This window comes from Maribacter sp. MAR_2009_72, assembly GCF_007827235.1.
GTDB lineage: Bacteria > Bacteroidota > Bacteroidia > Flavobacteriales > Flavobacteriaceae > Maribacter > Maribacter sedimenticola.
The window spans coordinates 1,810,316-1,827,922 of the sequence record NZ_VISB01000001.1 but is presented as its reverse complement, the minus strand read 5'-3'; the positions used below and the strand labels follow the sequence as shown (position 1 = coordinate 1,827,922).

Sequence of the window (17,607 nt, the reverse complement as noted above, 5' to 3'; positions counted from 1 at the left end):
TAGAAACCTATGAAATTAATTAAGACCCACCTCTTTTCAATCTTGGTTATATTGGTTTGTTCCAATGTGAAATCACAGGAAATTACAATATTTCCTACTATGTGGGGCATGGAGTATTACCAGGATGATAAGGAAATTACCAAAGCAGAAGTAAAAAGTATTTTTTCTAAAAATGAAGAGGTATATGCGCATTGGAAAAAGGCGAATACAAAAGATGTGGTTGCAGGTATTGCTTTAGTAGGTGAGTTTGTAGGTGTATTTTGGGCAACATCTGAATTATTGAATGATGATCCATCATTATCCAAACGGGATAAGGCAATAAATGCTGTTGGTCCCATGGCAGGAGGTATAGTTGGGGCTGTAGTGGGGCTTATTTATATGAATAGTGCTAGCAAATCTAGAAGGCGAGCAATCTTAATTTATAACAAACAGTTTGATGATCAAACAACATTTAGAATAGAACCAATTACTAATGGAGCAGGATTTGGTTTAGCATTTAAATGGTAAAAATTGTATATAATTAACACAAAACCTCGAATATTTGAGATAGAAATTTAAAATTTCAAAAAAATTATAGCTAAAACATCCATTTTTAAATATAATTACTACATTAGCCTCATATTACAAAAGTGATGACAAAAAAATATTTCTGGAACGGTTTTTATTTTTACTTCTTTTTTAAGAGAGGTACGGGACTGTTGTAGTATATTTTAATATAAAATAGAATCTAAGTTCCGATATACATCGGAACTTTTTTTTTGAATAAAACGTAGGTAAAGTGAGTCTAAGAATAGCCATACAGGGAATAAAGGGGAGCAATCATCATCAGGTAGCAAAGGATTGTTTTGGGGACGATATTGAGTTGGTAGAGTGCCTTTCTTTTGATGTTTTGGTAGACAAATTATTGTCCAATGAAGCGGATCAGGGTGTTATGGCCATTGAAAATTCCATAGCAGGCTCTATAATTCCCAACTATGCGCTGGTAAATCATAATAACTTACATATTATAGGGGAATATTATTTAAACATCCATCATCATCTAATGGTTCTTAAGGGGCAGCGGATAGAGGATATTGAGGAGGTAAGTTCACACCCAATGGCACTGTTGCAATGCAAGGAATATTTTAGGCAATTTCCACACATAAAATTGGTGGAGGATATGGATACCGCAGAAACCGCCAAACGGATTCAGGAACAAAATTTAAAGCAAGTTGCGGCAATTGCACCAAAGGTAGCGGCGGAATTATATGGGTTGGACATCGTAGCGAGCGACATACAGACCATTAAAAATAATGCCACTCGTTTTATCATTGTAAAGACAAAAAATAAGGTATTGCCAGAGGCCGAAATTTCAAAAGCTTCAGTACGGTTCATAACCGACCATAAAAGGGGTAGTTTGGCCGCAGTGCTTAATGTAATGAGCGATTGCAGATTAAATTTGACAAAAATACAATCGTTGCCGGTAATAGAAACACCATGGAAATATGCCTTTTTCGTGGATGTTACTTTTGCGAAATATGCTGATTTTTCCAAAGCTAAAAGTCTATTGGACATCATGGCGGAAGACTTTAAGGTATTGGGTGAATATAAAAATGTAAGACAATGATACGTACGGCCGAAAGGTTAAATAGCATACAGGAATACTACTTCTCCAAAAAATTAAGAGAAGTACGTGGTTTAATGGCTCAAGGTAGGCCTATAATCAATATGGGTATTGGCAGTCCAGATTTGGTTCCTTCTAAAAAGGTATTGAACGCAATACAGACAGCTGTTACCGAAAATGGTGCGCATCAATATCAAAGTTATCAAGGATTACCGCAATTACGGAACGCTATAGCTCAGTTTTATAAGCAGCGATTTCAAGTTACTGCAGACCCGGACACGGAGATTTTACCGTTAATGGGGTCTAAAGAGGGTATTATGCATATAAGCCTTGCTTTTTTGAACGAAGGAGATGAGGTATTGATTCCCAACCCGGGGTATCCTACCTATACATCGGTTACCAATTTGGTAGGTGCTGTTCCTAAATATTATGACCTTACGGACGAAAACGGTTGGTTCCCAGATTTGGAGGAATTGCAAAAGCAAGACTTGTCCAAGGTAAGGGTTATGTGGCTAAGTTATCCACATATGCCCACAGGAGCTACGGCCACGCGCGACCAGTTTAAAAAAATAGTGGCCTTTGCCAGAAAGAATGATATTCTGTTGGTGAACGACAACCCGTATAGTTTTGTGTTGAATTCCGATCCAGCAAGTATCTTGAGTATTGAAAATGCAAAGGATGTATGTTTGGAACTGAATTCCCTAAGTAAGACATTTAATATGGCCGGATGGCGTGTTGGTTTTGTATTGGGTAACGATGAGCATATTAACGCAATTTTAAAGGTGAAGAGCAATATGGATTCCGGTATGTTCTACGGTATACAAAAAGGTGCAATTGCCGCTTTGGAAAGTACGGACGATTGGTTTGAGGAATTGAACAATGTTTATGGTAAGCGTAGGGCATTGATCTTTCAATTAGCAGATACCTTGGGTTGTACTTATGACAGAAATGCAGTAGGTATGTTCGTATGGGCAAAATTGCCACAGGGTAGCAAATCATCAGAAGAATTTATAGATGATATCCTGTACAAGAAAGATCTGTTCATAACACCTGGGACTATTTTTGGAAGCAATGGTAAAGGTTATATTCGCTTTTCATTATGTATTTCAGAAGATAAAATAAAAGAAGCAATCGCAAGATTTTAAATGTGATGAATGTATTTGTAATAGGTATCGGTTTAATAGGAGGTTCTTTGGCTAAGGATATAAAGTCGGCATTCGACAATGTCACCGTCTATGGCATAGAATCCAATGAAGCAAATTTAGCTGAGGCATTGTCTTTGGGTATTATAGATAAGGCGGCTACCTATCAAGATTTACAATTGGCAGATATGGTCATTGTAAGTATACCGGTAGATGTTATGGTTACCGAGCTTCCTATTATTTTGGATGCCGTACAAGAAGATTGTGTAGTTTTTGATGTTGGTTCCACTAAATCTTTACTCTGTAAAGTGCTTGAGAATCATCCAAAGAGAAGAAATTTTTTGGCATGCCACCCCATTGCGGGAACGGAGTTTTCGGGTCCGTCCGCAGCAATAAACAATTTGTTTAAGGACAAGACCAATATTATTTGTGAAGTTGAGCTAACCGCTTTTAAGTTACAAGAAAGAGCTTTGAAGGTTTTTCAGGCAATAGGTATGCGTATTAGATATATGAATCCTGTAGCACATGATAAGCACATAGCTTACGTATCGCATTTGTCGCACATTAGTTCATTTATGTTGGGTAAAACGGTTATCGAGAAAGAAAAGAACGAGCGGGATATTTTTGACATGGCAGGTAGTGGGTTTGAAAGTACGGTACGCTTGGCAAAAAGCTCGCCAGCTATGTGGACACCAATATTTAAGCAGAATAAGGACAATGTTGTAGAAACCTTAGAGGAGTATATTCAAAACCTTACGGCATTCAAGGAGCTGTTGCTTAATGATGATTACGAAGGCATTTATAATGAAATGAACAATACCAATAAAATAAAAGGAATTTTAAAAAAGAATACCGTTAAACAAGAAATAGATTAATTAAAATGGAAAATTCAAAACAAATGAGAACATGGTTGGATGATTTAAAACTAGACCATCCACTAGTAATAGCAGGGCCATGTAGTGCGGAAACCGAGGAACAAGTGTTAGGTATAGCACACTCCCTAAAAGATACCGATGTAAACTATTACAGAGCAGGTATATGGAAACCACGTACCCGTCCAGGAAATTTTGAAGGAGTAGGGGCCTTGGGCCTAAAATGGCTTCAAAAAGTAAAGGCCGAAACCGGAATGAAAACCGCTACTGAGGTTGCTAACCGTGCTCATGTAGAGTTGGCTTTGGAACATGATATCGATTTGTTATGGATTGGAGCTCGATCAACGGTAAGTCCGTTCATTATGCAAGAATTGGCAGATGCCCTTGAAGGTACTGATAAGATTGTGTTGGTTAAAAATCCGGTAAACCCAGATTTGGCGTTATGGCTAGGTGGTATTGAAAGGTTGCACACCGCAGGTATTAAAAAATTGGGAGCAATTCATAGAGGTTTCTCTACGTATGAGAAGAGCAAGTATAGGAATATCCCGGAATGGCAGATGGCGATCGAGTTCCAGAATAAATTTCCTGACTTGCCATTGATTAACGATCCATCTCATATTACAGGAAAGAGAGATATGATTTTTGATGTATCCCAAACTGCTTTAGATCTTAATTTTGACGGATTGATGATAGAAACGCATCATGACCCAGATAACGCTTGGAGTGATGCTGCTCAACAAGTTACCCCAGAAAAATTGGTGCAGATCATGAGAGATCTTAAGATCAGGAAGGAAAGTGATCCAGAGGCGGAGTACAATTCACAATTGAGTAATCTAAGGGCTCAAATAGATGTCATAGATAGTCAATTGATAGAAATGTTGGGTAAACGTATGAAAGTATCCGACGGTATTGGCGAACTTAAAAAACAGAAAAACGTAGCCGTTTTACAATCAAATAGATGGAACCAGATTTTAGGCGCCATGATATTAGAGGGTGAAAGCAAAGGGTTGAGCGAGGAATTTGTTTTAAGAATGTTCAAGGCAATTCATCAAGAGTCCATTAACCATCAGGAGAAAATCGTGAACGGTTAGGAAGATAATACACGATTTAAAAAGCACCCATTTTCTATGGGTGCTTTTTTTTGTGCCATACCTAACATATGTAAGAAAAAGTGGACATAGATTGCAATATGGATATCTGTGGTGCGTTAGGGGTGTATCCAACCAATAAAAAGAGATAAAGTATGAAAAGAGTAGTTGTGGCAATCATTTTTGTTATGGTAACACTAACCGCTAAGGCCCAATCTTATGTAGGGTTTCTAACCGATAATTACAGCGGTGTGCATGGGGTAATAGCCAACCCGGCCAATATTGCCGATTCTAGATTTAAGACCGACATAAATTTAATTGGGGCAAGTGGTTTTTTTGCCAATGATTATGTTGGTGTGGGTTTTTCAGAACTTACCGGCAGTGATTTTGAGTTTGATACGGATGCCAATCTTTATTTGACGGATAATAATAACTTTTCAGGTAATATAGATATAATGGGACCTTCATTTATGTTCAATGTTGGTAAAACATCTTCCATAGCCATTTTTACAAGGGCCAGGACCATACTTACCGGTAATGAATTTAATGGGGAAAGTATAGATGATTTGGATGACAGTATTGATGAGAGCCAGGACTTTATGGTCAACGAGGGAGATTTTTATATGTCAGGAAATGGCTGGGCAGAAATTGGCCTTACCTATGCCCAAGTCTTGTTGAACAATGAACAGCATTTTTTAAAGGGTGGACTTTCCCTAAAATATTTGCAAGGTTTTGGTAATGCCTATGTTACCGGTAAAAATGTAACTATAGACTATGATGCAGATGGTGCCACTTTACCTGATAGTTCAACTAGTGGTACATTGGAATCTACAGGGGACTTATACTATGGTAGATCTGGAGATTATGACGACGATGATTATGATTACGAAGTACCGGATGCCAATGGTTTTGGGTTTGATCTAGGTGTTGTATATGAATGGAGGCCAGATTATGACAAATATGTGGTTAAGGGTGCGGAAGGTGAAACATCGGTCATGAAGAACAAAAACAAATACAAATTAAAGCTAGGCCTTTCCCTTACGGATATAGGTGCGGTAAAATATAAGGGCGGTTTAATTGATAATTACAATATCAATAATACCATTACACAGGAGGATTACGATAATATTGAGGATTCTGAAGATTTACAGAACCTATATACTTTTGTACAATCTAATGCGGATATTAATGCTAAATTGCCAACCGCATTGCACTTTAATGCAGATTGGAACATCAAGAACCATTTTTATTTGAACTTAAATACAGATTTAACCTTACGATCTTCCGGTGAAAATACAATGCGTATTGTTAATTTGGTTTCATTGACCCCGCGTTTTGAAAGTAAATGGTTTAGTTTTTATGTGCCTATAGTTGGGTACCAATATAGTGGATTGCAGATTGGTGCGGGCTTACGTGCAGGTCCTTTATATCTTGGCTCGGGTTCTATTATCTCTACTTTTACAAGAAGCGAAATTAAAGGGGCAGATGTTTATGCCGGATTAAAGATACCGGTATACTACGGTCAGCCTAAAGATTCTGACGGTGATGGTATTCCAAATAAAGAAGACGGTTGCCCAAAAAAGGCAGGACCAATAGAAAATAACGGTTGCCCATGGGGAGATACGGACGGTGATTCGGTATTGGACAATGAGGACCAATGTCCAGATGAGGCTGGTCCTGTAGAAAACAATGGTTGCCCTTGGGTAGATACCGATGGAGATACCTTGTTGGATAATGAAGATCAATGTGTAGAAGAAGCCGGACCTGTAGAGAATAACGGATGTCCTTGGCCGGATAGTGATGGAGATTCAGTTTTTGATAAAGATGATGATTGTCCTAATGAGATGGGAACGGTAGCCAATAACGGTTGTCCGGAGCCTGTTGTTACGGAAGAGGTTCAAAAATCGTTGAACGCCTATGCAAAAACCATTTTGTTTACTACCGGTAAATCTACTCTTAAAGACGAATCCACGCCGGTTTTGGTAGATATCATATCTATTCTGAACGAGTACCCGAACGCTAAATTTACCGTAGAGGGCCATACGGACAGTATAGGTTCGGTTGTTACGAATCAAAAATTATCTGAGCAAAGAGCACAGGCTGTCTTACAATTTTTAGTAAAAGGCGGCATTTCACCTTCTAGGTTAACAGCTATAGGATATGGGGAAAGTAAGCCGATTGCTACCAATATGTATAAAGACGGTAGACAGAAAAATAGACGTGTTGAGATTAACTTGGCACAGTAGATATAAAAAAAGTTAGTATTAAAAAAGCCCGGTAAAACATGGCTTTTTTATGTGTAATAGTTCTATCTTTTAAAGATATATCGGGTAATGAAAATACCTTGTCCATCGGTATTACCGGCATCGGCCTCTACACCACTGGTTACAAAAACCAGTTCCCAGCCATTTTGTGCCATATCACTCAACTTGGAAGATATAAGCGCATCGTTTGCCGCAATGTTCTGAAAGCGAATACCTGCTATGTTATAAAAATTAAGCAATTTGGTCTCTTCAAAATCCTTTACACGTATATCTCCACGTTTAGATTTATTGCGCGTATTATCTTCTTCGGTCTGTTCGGAAGAGAACTCCTTATAGTCCCGGTCAGCATTGGCGTCAATTATTCTTGATCTACCTAAACCACTGGGTACTATAGATTCTACACTGGTAATAACCTTGTATTCTTGGGCGGTCATAGTGGTAATTGCGATTAAGGCAATAAAGCAGGATAACATAATTTTTTTCATGATGATGGTTTTTTTATTTCACTAAAGTTTATTGGATGAAATTAAAAGGTATAATGTAGAAAGCAAAGAATTACATTAACTTATAAAAGTTCTATCTGAAAATCTGCGGATAAAAAAAGTCCCGATACAAAAAGCATCGGGACTACCTATTAAATGTATGTTTTAAACTATTGAATGGAGAAATCGAACACAGACTGGTTTTCCCTGCCTTGTGGTACTTGGCCTTGGTAAATAAAGCAATACTCACCTGGTTCTAAGGTATCTGGTGTAACCTTGAACTTATTGCCTTCAATTTCTTCTATGGAAAAATTAAGAGCATATTTTGGGTCAATACCACTACTACTGGTAATCCAGCTGCTTTTGCCTGTAACGACCTCCCTTAAGTTCTTTTTCTCCTTAACGGTAAGTTTTACCAAAACAAATTCGTTAGGGTTACTGGCCATTCTAAACCACCAGTTGAAAATACCGGCATCACTACCTTGATTGTTCTGCATATTGTCAACTTCTGTTACGCTTGGGTCAAAGATAAATGTAAATTCAGGTTGACTTTGACGAATAACATTGTTGGATTGGGTTTTAGGTAGTTGCGCCTTTTGTTTGGAGTTGATCAAACCAGATACTAATTTTTGTGCAACGGCATTGGAGTTTGATCCAGAGAAAACACTTGGCTGTACCAATTTATCCTCCCCATTTGCATCCGTATAATAAATACCTGTCTTTGATTTCGTGTTTTGTTTTGACTTGTCCATGATCAATGAAAGAATTTCAGAGGAAACCCCGGCATTTTTCATTTCGCCAAGTGCGGATATAGAAGCATCGAACTTAACGTCAGAGGTGTTTATTTTGTCAATGATCATATAATCATCGAAACCCAATTCTACCATTTGTATAACGGATTCATTGGTTATGGTTTCTTGGGCAAAACCTATAGAGGTTAGCAGTAAAAAAGCATAAAGGATAAAATTTTTGATAGTTTTCATTTTAAAGTAATTGGTTAATATTTAATGTTCTAGGTTGAAATTCAAATTTATGGTATTTTTTGCATTGAAAGCAGTTACTTTGTACAAATGGAAGGTATTTTGGATAAATGGTAGGAATTGTTTATAAATCTACAGGTAGTTGGTATACCGTTAAGACAGATAATGGTGATTTCTATGATTGTAGGATAAAAGGAAAGTTTAGGATCAAGGGCATAAAAAGCACCAATCCGGTAGCGGTTGGTGATGTAGTTCATTTTCAAGTGGAGACCATAGGTGATGATACCATTGGTATAATCCATGAAATAGAAGAGCGTAAAAATTACATTATCCGCAAATCTGTTAACCTGTCCAAACAGACCCACATAATTGCGGCCAATTTGGATCAGGTATTTCTTTTGGTAACGCTGAACAACCCGCCTACATATCCGGTGTTTATAGACCGGTTTTTAATCACTGCAGAGGCCTATGAAATTCCCGTAATTTTATTGTTCAATAAAGTAGATACCTATACGCCGGAAGAATTGGACGAAATAAAATTTTTAGCAACCTTGTATAGAAAAATTGGGTATACCTGCATTGGTATTTCGGCTACCACGGGTAAAAATGTTGAAAAGGTAAAGGAAATGATGGTTGGTAAAACTTCAATGTTTTCAGGCCATTCCGGTGTAGGTAAGTCCACATTGGTAAATGCAATAGAGCCTACTTTGGATATCAAGACCAAAAAAATATCCGAACAACATTTACAGGGACAGCACACTACTACGTTTGCAGAAATGTTTGATCTAAGTTTCAATTCCCGCATCATAGATACTCCCGGTATAAAAGGTTTTGGAATAGTAGATATGGAAAAGGAAGAAATAGGAAATTATTTTCCAGAATTTTTTGAACTAAAACAAGATTGTAAATTCAATAATTGTATTCACGTAGATGAACCAAAATGTGCAGTCAAAGATGCATTGGAGTCTGGCGATATTGCTTGGAGCAGGTATAATAGTTATCTACAAATGATAAAGGGAGAAGACGAGAATTACAGGGTAGATATACATGACGATAAAAAATGAGAACAGTATTACAACGTGTTTCTAGGGCAAGTGTAACGGTAAATGGTGAAAAGGTAAGTGAGATCAAAGAAGGTTTACTGATTCTTATAGGTATAGAGAATGAAGATACACAGGAGGATATCAATTGGCTTACGAATAAGATTGTAAATCTTCGCATATTCAATGATGAAGACGGAGTGATGAATACGTCACTGTTAGATACAAAAGCCGATGCCATTGTTGTTAGTCAATTTACACTCCATGCAAGTACTAAAAAAGGGAATAGGCCGTCCTACCTTAAGGCGGCAAGGCCAAATGTGGCTATACCTTTATATGAAGCTTTTATTGCCACTTTAGAATCTAAAATGGGCAAAAAAGTAGGTACGGGAAGATTTGGGGCAGATATGAAAGTGGATTTGTTGAATGACGGTCCGGTGACTATTTTGATAGATACTAGACAAAAAGAATAATCGGATATTAAGGTTTTTGGACGATTGTTGTAAGAAAAATAACATTTTTTCGTTATTGTTGTTCAGCTAAACCAATCAAATGCGCTTATTTTTATTTTTAAGTGTGCTATTTACAACTATATCTAGTGCACAAGTCTCTTATCCAAGTACTACAATCAAAAAATCTTTAACGGAAAATGCAAATGCGGTCGTAAGGCTAGATGAAACTATTGTTGAGGTTTCTGCGTTGAATAAGATGCAGGTAACAAATCATAGGGTAATTACGATTTTCAAGAAAGCTGGTGAGTCATCAATAAGACCATATGCATTTTATGATCCCAATACCAAACTTAGCGATATACAAGTATTGGTATATGGCGAAGACGGGAAAGAGATTGAAAAAATTAAAAAGAAAGATTTTCATGATGTTAGTGCTGTGGACGGAGGTACACTTTACGGGGATTCACGGGTCAAGATTTTTCAATATACGCCAACCTCATACCCATACACGATAGATTTTTCATATACCTATACAACTCCTAACACTGCTTTCTTGCCAAGGTGGGTTCCAGTTGATGATTACATGGTTAGTACGGAAAGAAGCGTATTTAAAATGAATATTGCTAAAGAGTTAAAATGGCGTTTTAAGGAAAAGAATTTTACAGGGTATCCTATCACGAAAAAATCTAATGAATCAAGTGTACATTATGAGATGATAAATGTACCTGCACAGAAGATAGAAATGTTAAGTCCGTCTTTTCAAAATTTTGAACCCCAGCTATTGGTAGCTTTGGAAAACTTTCATCTTGAAGGAGTAGAAGGTTATGCCCATGATTGGAATACAATGGGTAAGTGGCAATATTCAAATTTATTGGTAAATAGAGATAAATTGCCCCAAAGCACATTAACCTCTATTAATAAAGAGCTCGCTGGTATTGACAATAATCTTGAAAAGATAAAAAGGATATATGAGTTTGTTCAAAATAATACAAGATACATTTCTGTTCAATTAGGAATAGGAGGTTGGCAACCTATTTCTGCGGAAGAAGTCGATCGGGTAAAATATGGAGATTGTAAAGGATTAACCAATTATACCAAAGCACTTTTAAAATCTCAAGGTATAACTTCTTATTATAGTGTTGTGCATGCCGGCCCTTCTAAGCTTGGTATGGAAGAGAATTTTGCCATTATGCAAGGTAATCACGTAATATTAAATGTACCTAATGAAGATGGAGATATATGGCTAGAATGCACGAGCCAAGATATACCTTTTGGGTTTTTAAGTGACTTCACAGATGACAGGGATGTTTTGGTAATAACCCCGGAAGGAGGAAAAATAAAACATACAGAAGCATACTTAAATGACCAAAATTTACAAGAAACAAAGGCAAAGATACGCCTAAATGCAAATGGTGATTTAACTGCAGAGGTTTCTATAATTACCAAAGCAATACAATATGATCAGCATTCTTCTATTCTTCAAATGTCCGAGAAGGAAAAAGATGAATACTATAAAGAATATTGGGATAATATAAATGGTCTTAAGATAACGGAATCACTAATAACCAACGATAAAGAAAATATTGAGCTTACTGAAAAAGTTAGTTTAAGTGCTCAAGCATATGTCAGTAATTTTGGTGAAGATTTATTTTTTAAACCAAATGCATTTAATGTAAGCAATTTTGTACCTGATAGATATCGCGAAAGGAAATTACCGTTTCAGATATCAAGAGGTTATACAGATTATGATGATTTTATTATAGAATTACCGGTTGGTTATAAAATTGATGACTTACCGGAGAAGGTTACTATTAATACGGATTTTGGCAATTATGAAATGTCTGTTGAAAAGCTTAATGATACAGAATTACACTATACACGAAAATTAAAGATTTTAAATGGAGAGTACCCTAAAGAGGAGTATGATAAATACAGGGAATTTAGAAGAGCCATAAAAAAATCGGATAATTTAAAATTAATTCTAAAAAAATAAGCCAACCACTATGTCATTAAAAAAAGTCATAACCTTTCAATTTATACTGTTTTTTTCCTTTTGCATTAATGCTCAAAACTATGAATTTGGAGAGGTTTCAAAAGAAGAACTATTGGAAGAAGCTTATGCAACAGACTCATCAGCTGTTGCAGCCTACTTGTATAAGTATAGGAAAACATATTACATATATAGTTCAAATTCAGGTTTATCTCTTGTAACCGAGATTCATGAGCGTGTAAAAATATATAGTAATGAAGGATTTAGTTATGCTACAAAAGTTGTAAACCTTAGTAGGTCAAGTAGTGATAGTGAATCAATATCAAAAGTAAAAGGCTCCACATATACAATGGAAAATGGTAAAGTGGTTGAGTCAAAATTAGAAAAGGACGGCATTTTTAAATCGGAATATTCCAAATCCTTGAATCAGGTAAAATTAACTATGCCCAATGTCAAGGTAGGCAGTGTACTTGAGTATAGGTATAAAATTATATCCCCATATATTCAAAGTATTGATGAATTTCGTTTTCAGGAGGAAGTACCCATAAAAAAATTAAAGGCGTCAATGTCTATTTTCGATTATTTTAAATTCAATCAACGACAAAAGGGGTTCTTACTTCTAAACCCGCAGACAAAGGGTGAAATGAATACCCTGGTAGGAACGCATGATGTGGTGACTACGTACAACCTAAAAAATATACCTGCACTAAAAGATGAGAGTTTTGTATCTAACATAGATAACTATAGGTCAGGGGTCAATTTTGAGATTGTTTCATTACAAATTCCGGGTCAGATTTTTGAAAATTATGCACAGTCTTGGGAAGATGTGGTAAAAACCATTTATGAGAGTAATTCTTTTGGAAGCGAATTAAATAAGAAAAATTATTTTGAGGAGGAACTAGATGCGGAATTGGACGGTATTGTTGGTGATGATGCACGTATGGAAAAAGTACTTGAATTTGTAAAAAGGAAAATTAAATGGAATAAAAAGCAAGGTGTTGGCACAGATGAAGGAGTAAAAAAGGCCTATAAAAACCATAGTGGTAATTCTGGTGACATTAATTTAATATTGGTCTCAGCGTTAAAACATGCAGGCCTTAATGCCAGCCCTATAATATTAAGTACCCGGGATAATGGTGTGCAGTTATTCCCGACCTTAAATGGGTTTAATTATGTAATTGCGGGTATAAAAGATGGAGATAAGTATAAAGTACTTGATGCTACCGAAGATTATAGTGCGGTTAATGTACTGCCATTACGAGATTTAAATTGGTTTGGTAGGGCAATCAATGAAGATGGTACGGCCCAGCTAGTTGATTTAATGCCTGAAAATAGGTCATTGGAAACTACCATGTTAGAATTAAAAATAAATGATGACGGTTCTGTAGAAGGGTCTAATAAGCAACGTTTTTCTGAACACTATGCCATGTTGTTAAGGGAAAAATATAAAGCTAGTACAGAGGAAAAATATATAGAGGATTTAGAAAAACAATATAGCGGAATTGAAATTTCAGATTTTAACATTGCCGATAATGATGAACCAGTTAAACCACTTAGCCAATCTTTTGAATTGTATTGGGAGGATGGTGTAGAAGACGTAGGAGATAAGCTATATTTTTCACCCTTATTCTATTTGGCTACGGATGAGTCGCCGTTTAAGTCTAAAAAACGAGAATTCCCTATAGATTTTGGTTACCCATGGGAGGATCGTTTTCTTGTAAAGATCAAATGTCCAGAAGGTTATAAAGTAGAATCATTACCTGAAAATACAAGATTTGCTTTGCCAAATGGAATTGGGAGTTTTATGTTTAAAATATCATTTGCGGAAAATGTATTGCAGCTATCATCTAGTATAACAATGAAAAATGCTTTAATAAAAAGTGAATACTATGATGCCTTAAGAGAATTCTATCGTCAGATTATAGAAAAGCAGGCGGAAAAAGTTGTTTTATCTAAAGTATAACGGCTATTTTCTAAAGGTAATACCGCGTAACAAATAATCTTAACCAACCATATTTTTAATATAATGTATAAGTTAAAATTTTTAACCTTACCAAGATTGATCATAGGTAATGTTTTTCATTGTACCCTAATTTTTCTTTTAAATACATTCTTGTTAGTGGCACAAGGAAATGAAGAATTTGGTAAAATAACAGCACTTCAAAAAGAATTTACACCTTATGAAAATGATGCCGAAGCTTCAGCAGTATATCTTTATGAGTATGGAAATAATCATTTTGAAATAAGAAACGATTATATCTGGTTAATTACAAAATATCATGCTAAAATAAAAATTATTGATAGAAAGGGTTTTGAATATGCCAATATAGAGATACCCCTATTTAGGTCTAAGGACAAAAAGGAAAAAATAGTCAAAATAAAGGCATTGACGCATAATGGTGACAGAAAACATTATCTAAAAAAGGAAGAGTATTTTGAAGAAGATGTTAACGAAAAATGGATACGTACAAAATTTACTTTTCCAAATATTCAAGAGGGATCCATTATAGAATATGAATATGAAATGCAATCGCCTTTTTTTTTCAATTTTACAGGATGGAGTTTTCAGTCTAAAATTCCAAAATTATATTCTGAGTTTAATGCTAAAATACCTGGAAACTGGTTGTATAACAGAAGCCTAAAAGGAGAGTTGAACTTAGATGTAAACGAGGCAACAATTGAGAAGGCATGCTTTAATTTTCCAAGGGCACAGAAACCCAGTGATTGTGAGTCCCTTAAATATGTTATGAAAAATGTTCCGGCTTTTAAAGAGTCAGAAGAATTCATGCTTTCCGCAAATAATTACAGGAGTAAGATAGAGTTTGAGCTTTCTCATTATAAAAGTTTTTATGGTGGAGTGGAAAAGTATACTAAATCTTGGGAAGATGTAGATAAGGAGTTTAAAACTGATAACGATATAGGAAGTCAACTTCGTAAAAAGAATTTTTTCGAGAAAAACGTGGATGAGAAGCTGTTAAAGGAAGGTGATGCGTTAACAAGAGCTAAAGCCATTTATAATTTTGTTAAGGATCATTTTACGTGGAATGAAGAATTTGGTATTTGGCATGATAATAAGGTTAAAAAGGCTTTTGATGAAAAAAAGGGAAATGTGGCCGAAATAAACATTGCATTGATAAACTTGTTGAATGCGGCAGATATTAAAGCAGATATGATGTTAATGGCAACGAGGGAAAGAGGCTTGCCAAAAAAAACACATCCTGTCATGAATGATTTTAATTATATAATAGCTAAAGTTGATATTGGTGATGATACCTATTTGCTAGATGCTACTGATAAGTATATGCCCTTTGGCATGTTGCCATATCGTTGTTTAAATTATTATGGTAGGGTCATGGATTTTGATAAAGAAAGCTATTGGTATGATATTGTGGCAGAATCTAAAAATGGACAATTGATTAGGACTCATATAGATTTAGACCCAGTAAACGAAAAACTATCAGGAATATATGATGTAACCCATATGGGGTATATGAAAGCGTCGCAAGATAAGGTTTTAGCAACTACGGAAGAATCGGAATACCTTCAAGATTTAGAAGAGGAAATTTCTGATGATTTTCATATTTTGTCCCATGAAATAAAAAACTTGGATACTGATGATAAGAAATTGACAGAACGTTTCAAGTTTGAAGTTGAAAATAGTTTTCAAGGTGGTAATATTTATTTAAATCCGTTCGTAATTAAATTCTTTGATAAGAATCCATTTCTTTCTTCAGAAAGAACGTATCCCATTGATTTTGGCTTTCCAATAAAATATCAATATTTACTTAATTTAAAAATTCCAGAAGGGTATGCTTTAAAATCTTTGCCTGCGGATAAAAATTTAACGTTACCAGCAAATAGTGGTATGTTGAAATTAAGTGTTTCGGATATTGTAAATGGTAGCCTTAATATGTTTTTTACTTTTGAATTGAATTCTGCACATTATAAAACAGATTATTACACTGCTCTTAAGAAGCTATTTAGCGAGGCGGTAAATGGGCAAAATGAATCTTTTATTGTTTTAGAGAAATTTTAATGTCATTTTTGGTTTATAACAAATAAGACCAACTATATGAACATTGAAAACGCACAGTTAGCAGTAGATAATTGGATCAAGGAACACGGCGTTCGTTACTTCAATGAGCTTACTAATATGGCACAGCTGACAGAAGAAGTGGGAGAGGTGGCTAGAATCATTGCTAGACGTTATGGGGAACAGAGCGAAAAGGAGTCGGATAAGAACAAAGATCTGGGCGAAGAATTGGCAGATGTTCTGTTCGTGGTACTGTGTTTGGCAAACCAGACCGGTGTTGATTTGCAACAAGCTTTTGATAAAAAGTTAGATTTAAAAACAAAGCGTGATCATGAGCGTCATCACGCCAATAAAAAGTTGAAATAGGCGTATATTTGTGCTCTATTTTTAAAAAGATACGCATTGAAACTTCACCTTACAGGTCCGGAAAACCATCAAATTAAAGACGCTATAACGATTACGGGTTCAAAGAGTGAATCTAATCGCAGTTTATTGTTGTCCGCATTGTTTCCAAATATTGAAATAACCAATTTGTCCAATTCTGATGATGCACAGGTAATGGCAAAGGGGCTGCAGATTTCCCAGGGTACGGTAGATATACATCATGCCGGTACGGCAATGCGGTTTTTAACCGGTTATTTTTCTGCTCAGGAAGGAAAAGAAGTGGTGTTGACGGGGTCCAAAAGAATGACGGAAAGGCCAATTAAAATTTTAGTGGATGCCTTAAAATCCTTGGGTGCGGAGATAAGTTATGTGCAGGATGAAGGATATCCTCCCATTAAAATAAAAGGACAAAACCTTGTCAAGGATAAAGTAAGTCTTCCTGCAGATGTAAGCAGCCAATATATTTCCTCCCTATTATTGATTGCACCAAGTTTGGAAAACGGACTTGAATTAGAGTTGGTTGGTAAAATTACTTCAGTTCCATATATTAAAATGACCTTGGCCTTGTTAGAGGAAATAGGGGTGGAGACCTCGTTCAAAGGCAATGTGATCAAGGTTTTTCCAAAGAATGAAATAGCACCGGTTACGTTGGTGGTAGAATCGGATTGGAGTTCGGCTTCCTACTATTACGGCATTTGTGCATTGGCTGCACCAGGGACCGAAATAACCCTATCTGCCTATAAACAACAAAGTTTACAAGGAGACAGTGTACTGGCTGAAATTTATACCTCCTTTGGTGTTGAAACTACCTTTGGCGATAACAAGATTATCTTAAAAAAGACGGATAAGGAAGTAGACCGGGAAAATGAATTTGATCTGGCCAATGCACCTGATATTGCGCAAACCATAGCAGTAACCTGTTTTGGTCTTGGTGTGGGTTGTCATTTAACGGGCTTGCATACCCTTAAAATTAAGGAAACAGATCGTTTAGAGGCTTTAAATACAGAGTTGTCCAAGTTGGGTGCAAATATTTCTGTAACAGATAAAACCTTAACGATCATACCGTCTGTAGGTATTCTGGAGGATATCGCTATAGATACTTATAATGACCATAGAATGGCAATGGCTTTTGCACCATTGGCTATGAAAACAAGGTTAAAAGTGAACGATGCTGAAGTGGTTTCCAAGTCTTATCCAGATTTTTGGAACGACTTAAAGCAACTTGGTTTTGGTATAAAGGAATTATAATTAAGGATTTACTTGACAAGGCCTATTTC

15 protein-coding genes are annotated in these 17,607 nt (G+C 36.0%); 13 read left to right on the top strand and 2 right to left on the bottom strand.

Going from position 1 to position 17,607, the window contains the following annotated elements; translation table 11 throughout:
• The first annotated feature begins 9 nt into the window (after positions 1 to 9).
• From JM81_RS07565 to JM81_RS07540, 6 genes are all read left to right on the top strand, one after another.
• Positions 10 to 507 carry a hypothetical protein gene (locus tag JM81_RS07565; RefSeq protein WP_144801921.1) on the top strand — a complete coding sequence of 166 codons (498 nt, stop codon included), beginning with the start codon at positions 10 to 12 and terminating at the stop codon, positions 505 to 507.
• A gap of 271 nt (positions 508 to 778) precedes the next feature.
• Positions 779 to 1,606, top strand: a complete 828-nt coding sequence (locus JM81_RS07560) for a prephenate dehydratase (RefSeq protein WP_144801918.1) — start codon at positions 779 to 781, stop codon at positions 1,604 to 1,606.
• On the top strand, positions 1,603 to 2,748 hold the full coding sequence (locus JM81_RS07555) for a pyridoxal phosphate-dependent aminotransferase (RefSeq protein WP_144801914.1): 1,146 nt from the start codon (positions 1,603 to 1,605) through the stop codon (positions 2,746 to 2,748). Before JM81_RS07560 ends, JM81_RS07555 begins: the two co-directional genes overlap by 4 nt.
• 5 nt (positions 2,749 to 2,753) lie before the next feature.
• Positions 2,754 to 3,620: a prephenate dehydrogenase gene (locus JM81_RS07550; RefSeq protein ID WP_089262398.1), complete on the top strand. Its 867-nt coding sequence runs from the start codon at positions 2,754 to 2,756 to the stop codon at positions 3,618 to 3,620.
• 5 nt (positions 3,621 to 3,625) lie between these two features.
• Entirely contained in the window at positions 3,626 to 4,708 is a 1,083-nt protein-coding gene (locus tag JM81_RS07545; protein WP_089262396.1) for a bifunctional 3-deoxy-7-phosphoheptulonate synthase/chorismate mutase type II, read from the top strand.
• A gap of 152 nt (positions 4,709 to 4,860) precedes the next feature.
• Positions 4,861 to 6,951 (top strand): DUF5723 family protein, encoded by a 2,091-nt coding sequence (locus JM81_RS07540; RefSeq protein WP_144801912.1) that lies wholly within the window; start codon positions 4,861 to 4,863, stop codon positions 6,949 to 6,951.
• Positions 6,952 to 7,013: 62 nt separating this feature from the next.
• Here the strand turns inward: JM81_RS07540 and JM81_RS07535 are convergent, their stop codons facing one another.
• Entirely contained in the window at positions 7,014 to 7,454 is a 441-nt protein-coding gene (locus tag JM81_RS07535) for a hypothetical protein (protein WP_144801909.1), read from the bottom strand.
• A 167-nt stretch (positions 7,455 to 7,621) separates the two neighbouring features.
• The gene (locus JM81_RS07530; protein WP_089262390.1) at positions 7,622 to 8,434 is read right to left on the bottom strand and encodes a hypothetical protein; all 813 of its coding nucleotides are present in this window, start codon (positions 8,432 to 8,434) and stop codon (positions 7,622 to 7,624) included.
• A gap of 107 nt (positions 8,435 to 8,541) precedes the next feature.
• Between JM81_RS07530 and rsgA the strand changes: the two genes are divergently transcribed.
• From rsgA to aroA, 7 genes are all read left to right on the top strand, one after another.
• A complete protein-coding gene (rsgA, locus tag JM81_RS07525) occupies positions 8,542 to 9,495 on the top strand; it encodes a ribosome small subunit-dependent GTPase A (protein WP_144801906.1) in 954 nt (317 codons plus the stop codon).
• The gene (gene dtd, locus JM81_RS07520) at positions 9,492 to 9,944 is read left to right on the top strand and encodes a D-aminoacyl-tRNA deacylase (protein ID WP_144801905.1); all 453 of its coding nucleotides are present in this window, start codon (positions 9,492 to 9,494) and stop codon (positions 9,942 to 9,944) included. Before rsgA ends, dtd begins: the two co-directional genes overlap by 4 nt.
• Before the next feature lie 79 nt (positions 9,945 to 10,023).
• Positions 10,024 to 11,916, top strand: a complete 1,893-nt coding sequence (locus tag JM81_RS07515; RefSeq protein ID WP_144801903.1) for a DUF3857 domain-containing protein — start codon at positions 10,024 to 10,026, stop codon at positions 11,914 to 11,916.
• Positions 11,917 to 11,926: 10 nt separating this feature from the next.
• Positions 11,927 to 13,876: a DUF3857 domain-containing protein gene (locus JM81_RS07510; RefSeq protein ID WP_144801900.1), complete on the top strand. Its 1,950-nt coding sequence runs from the start codon at positions 11,927 to 11,929 to the stop codon at positions 13,874 to 13,876.
• Between the two features lie 63 nt (positions 13,877 to 13,939).
• Positions 13,940 to 15,949, top strand: a complete 2,010-nt coding sequence (locus JM81_RS07505; RefSeq protein ID WP_144801897.1) for a DUF3857 domain-containing protein — start codon at positions 13,940 to 13,942, stop codon at positions 15,947 to 15,949.
• A 36-nt stretch (positions 15,950 to 15,985) separates the two neighbouring features.
• The gene (locus JM81_RS07500; RefSeq protein WP_144801894.1) at positions 15,986 to 16,312 is read left to right on the top strand and encodes a nucleotide pyrophosphohydrolase; all 327 of its coding nucleotides are present in this window, start codon (positions 15,986 to 15,988) and stop codon (positions 16,310 to 16,312) included.
• 36 nt (positions 16,313 to 16,348) lie between these two features.
• The gene (gene aroA, locus JM81_RS07495; RefSeq protein WP_144801891.1) at positions 16,349 to 17,578 is read left to right on the top strand and encodes a 3-phosphoshikimate 1-carboxyvinyltransferase; all 1,230 of its coding nucleotides are present in this window, start codon (positions 16,349 to 16,351) and stop codon (positions 17,576 to 17,578) included.
• Positions 17,579 to 17,607: the final 29 nt, after the last annotated feature.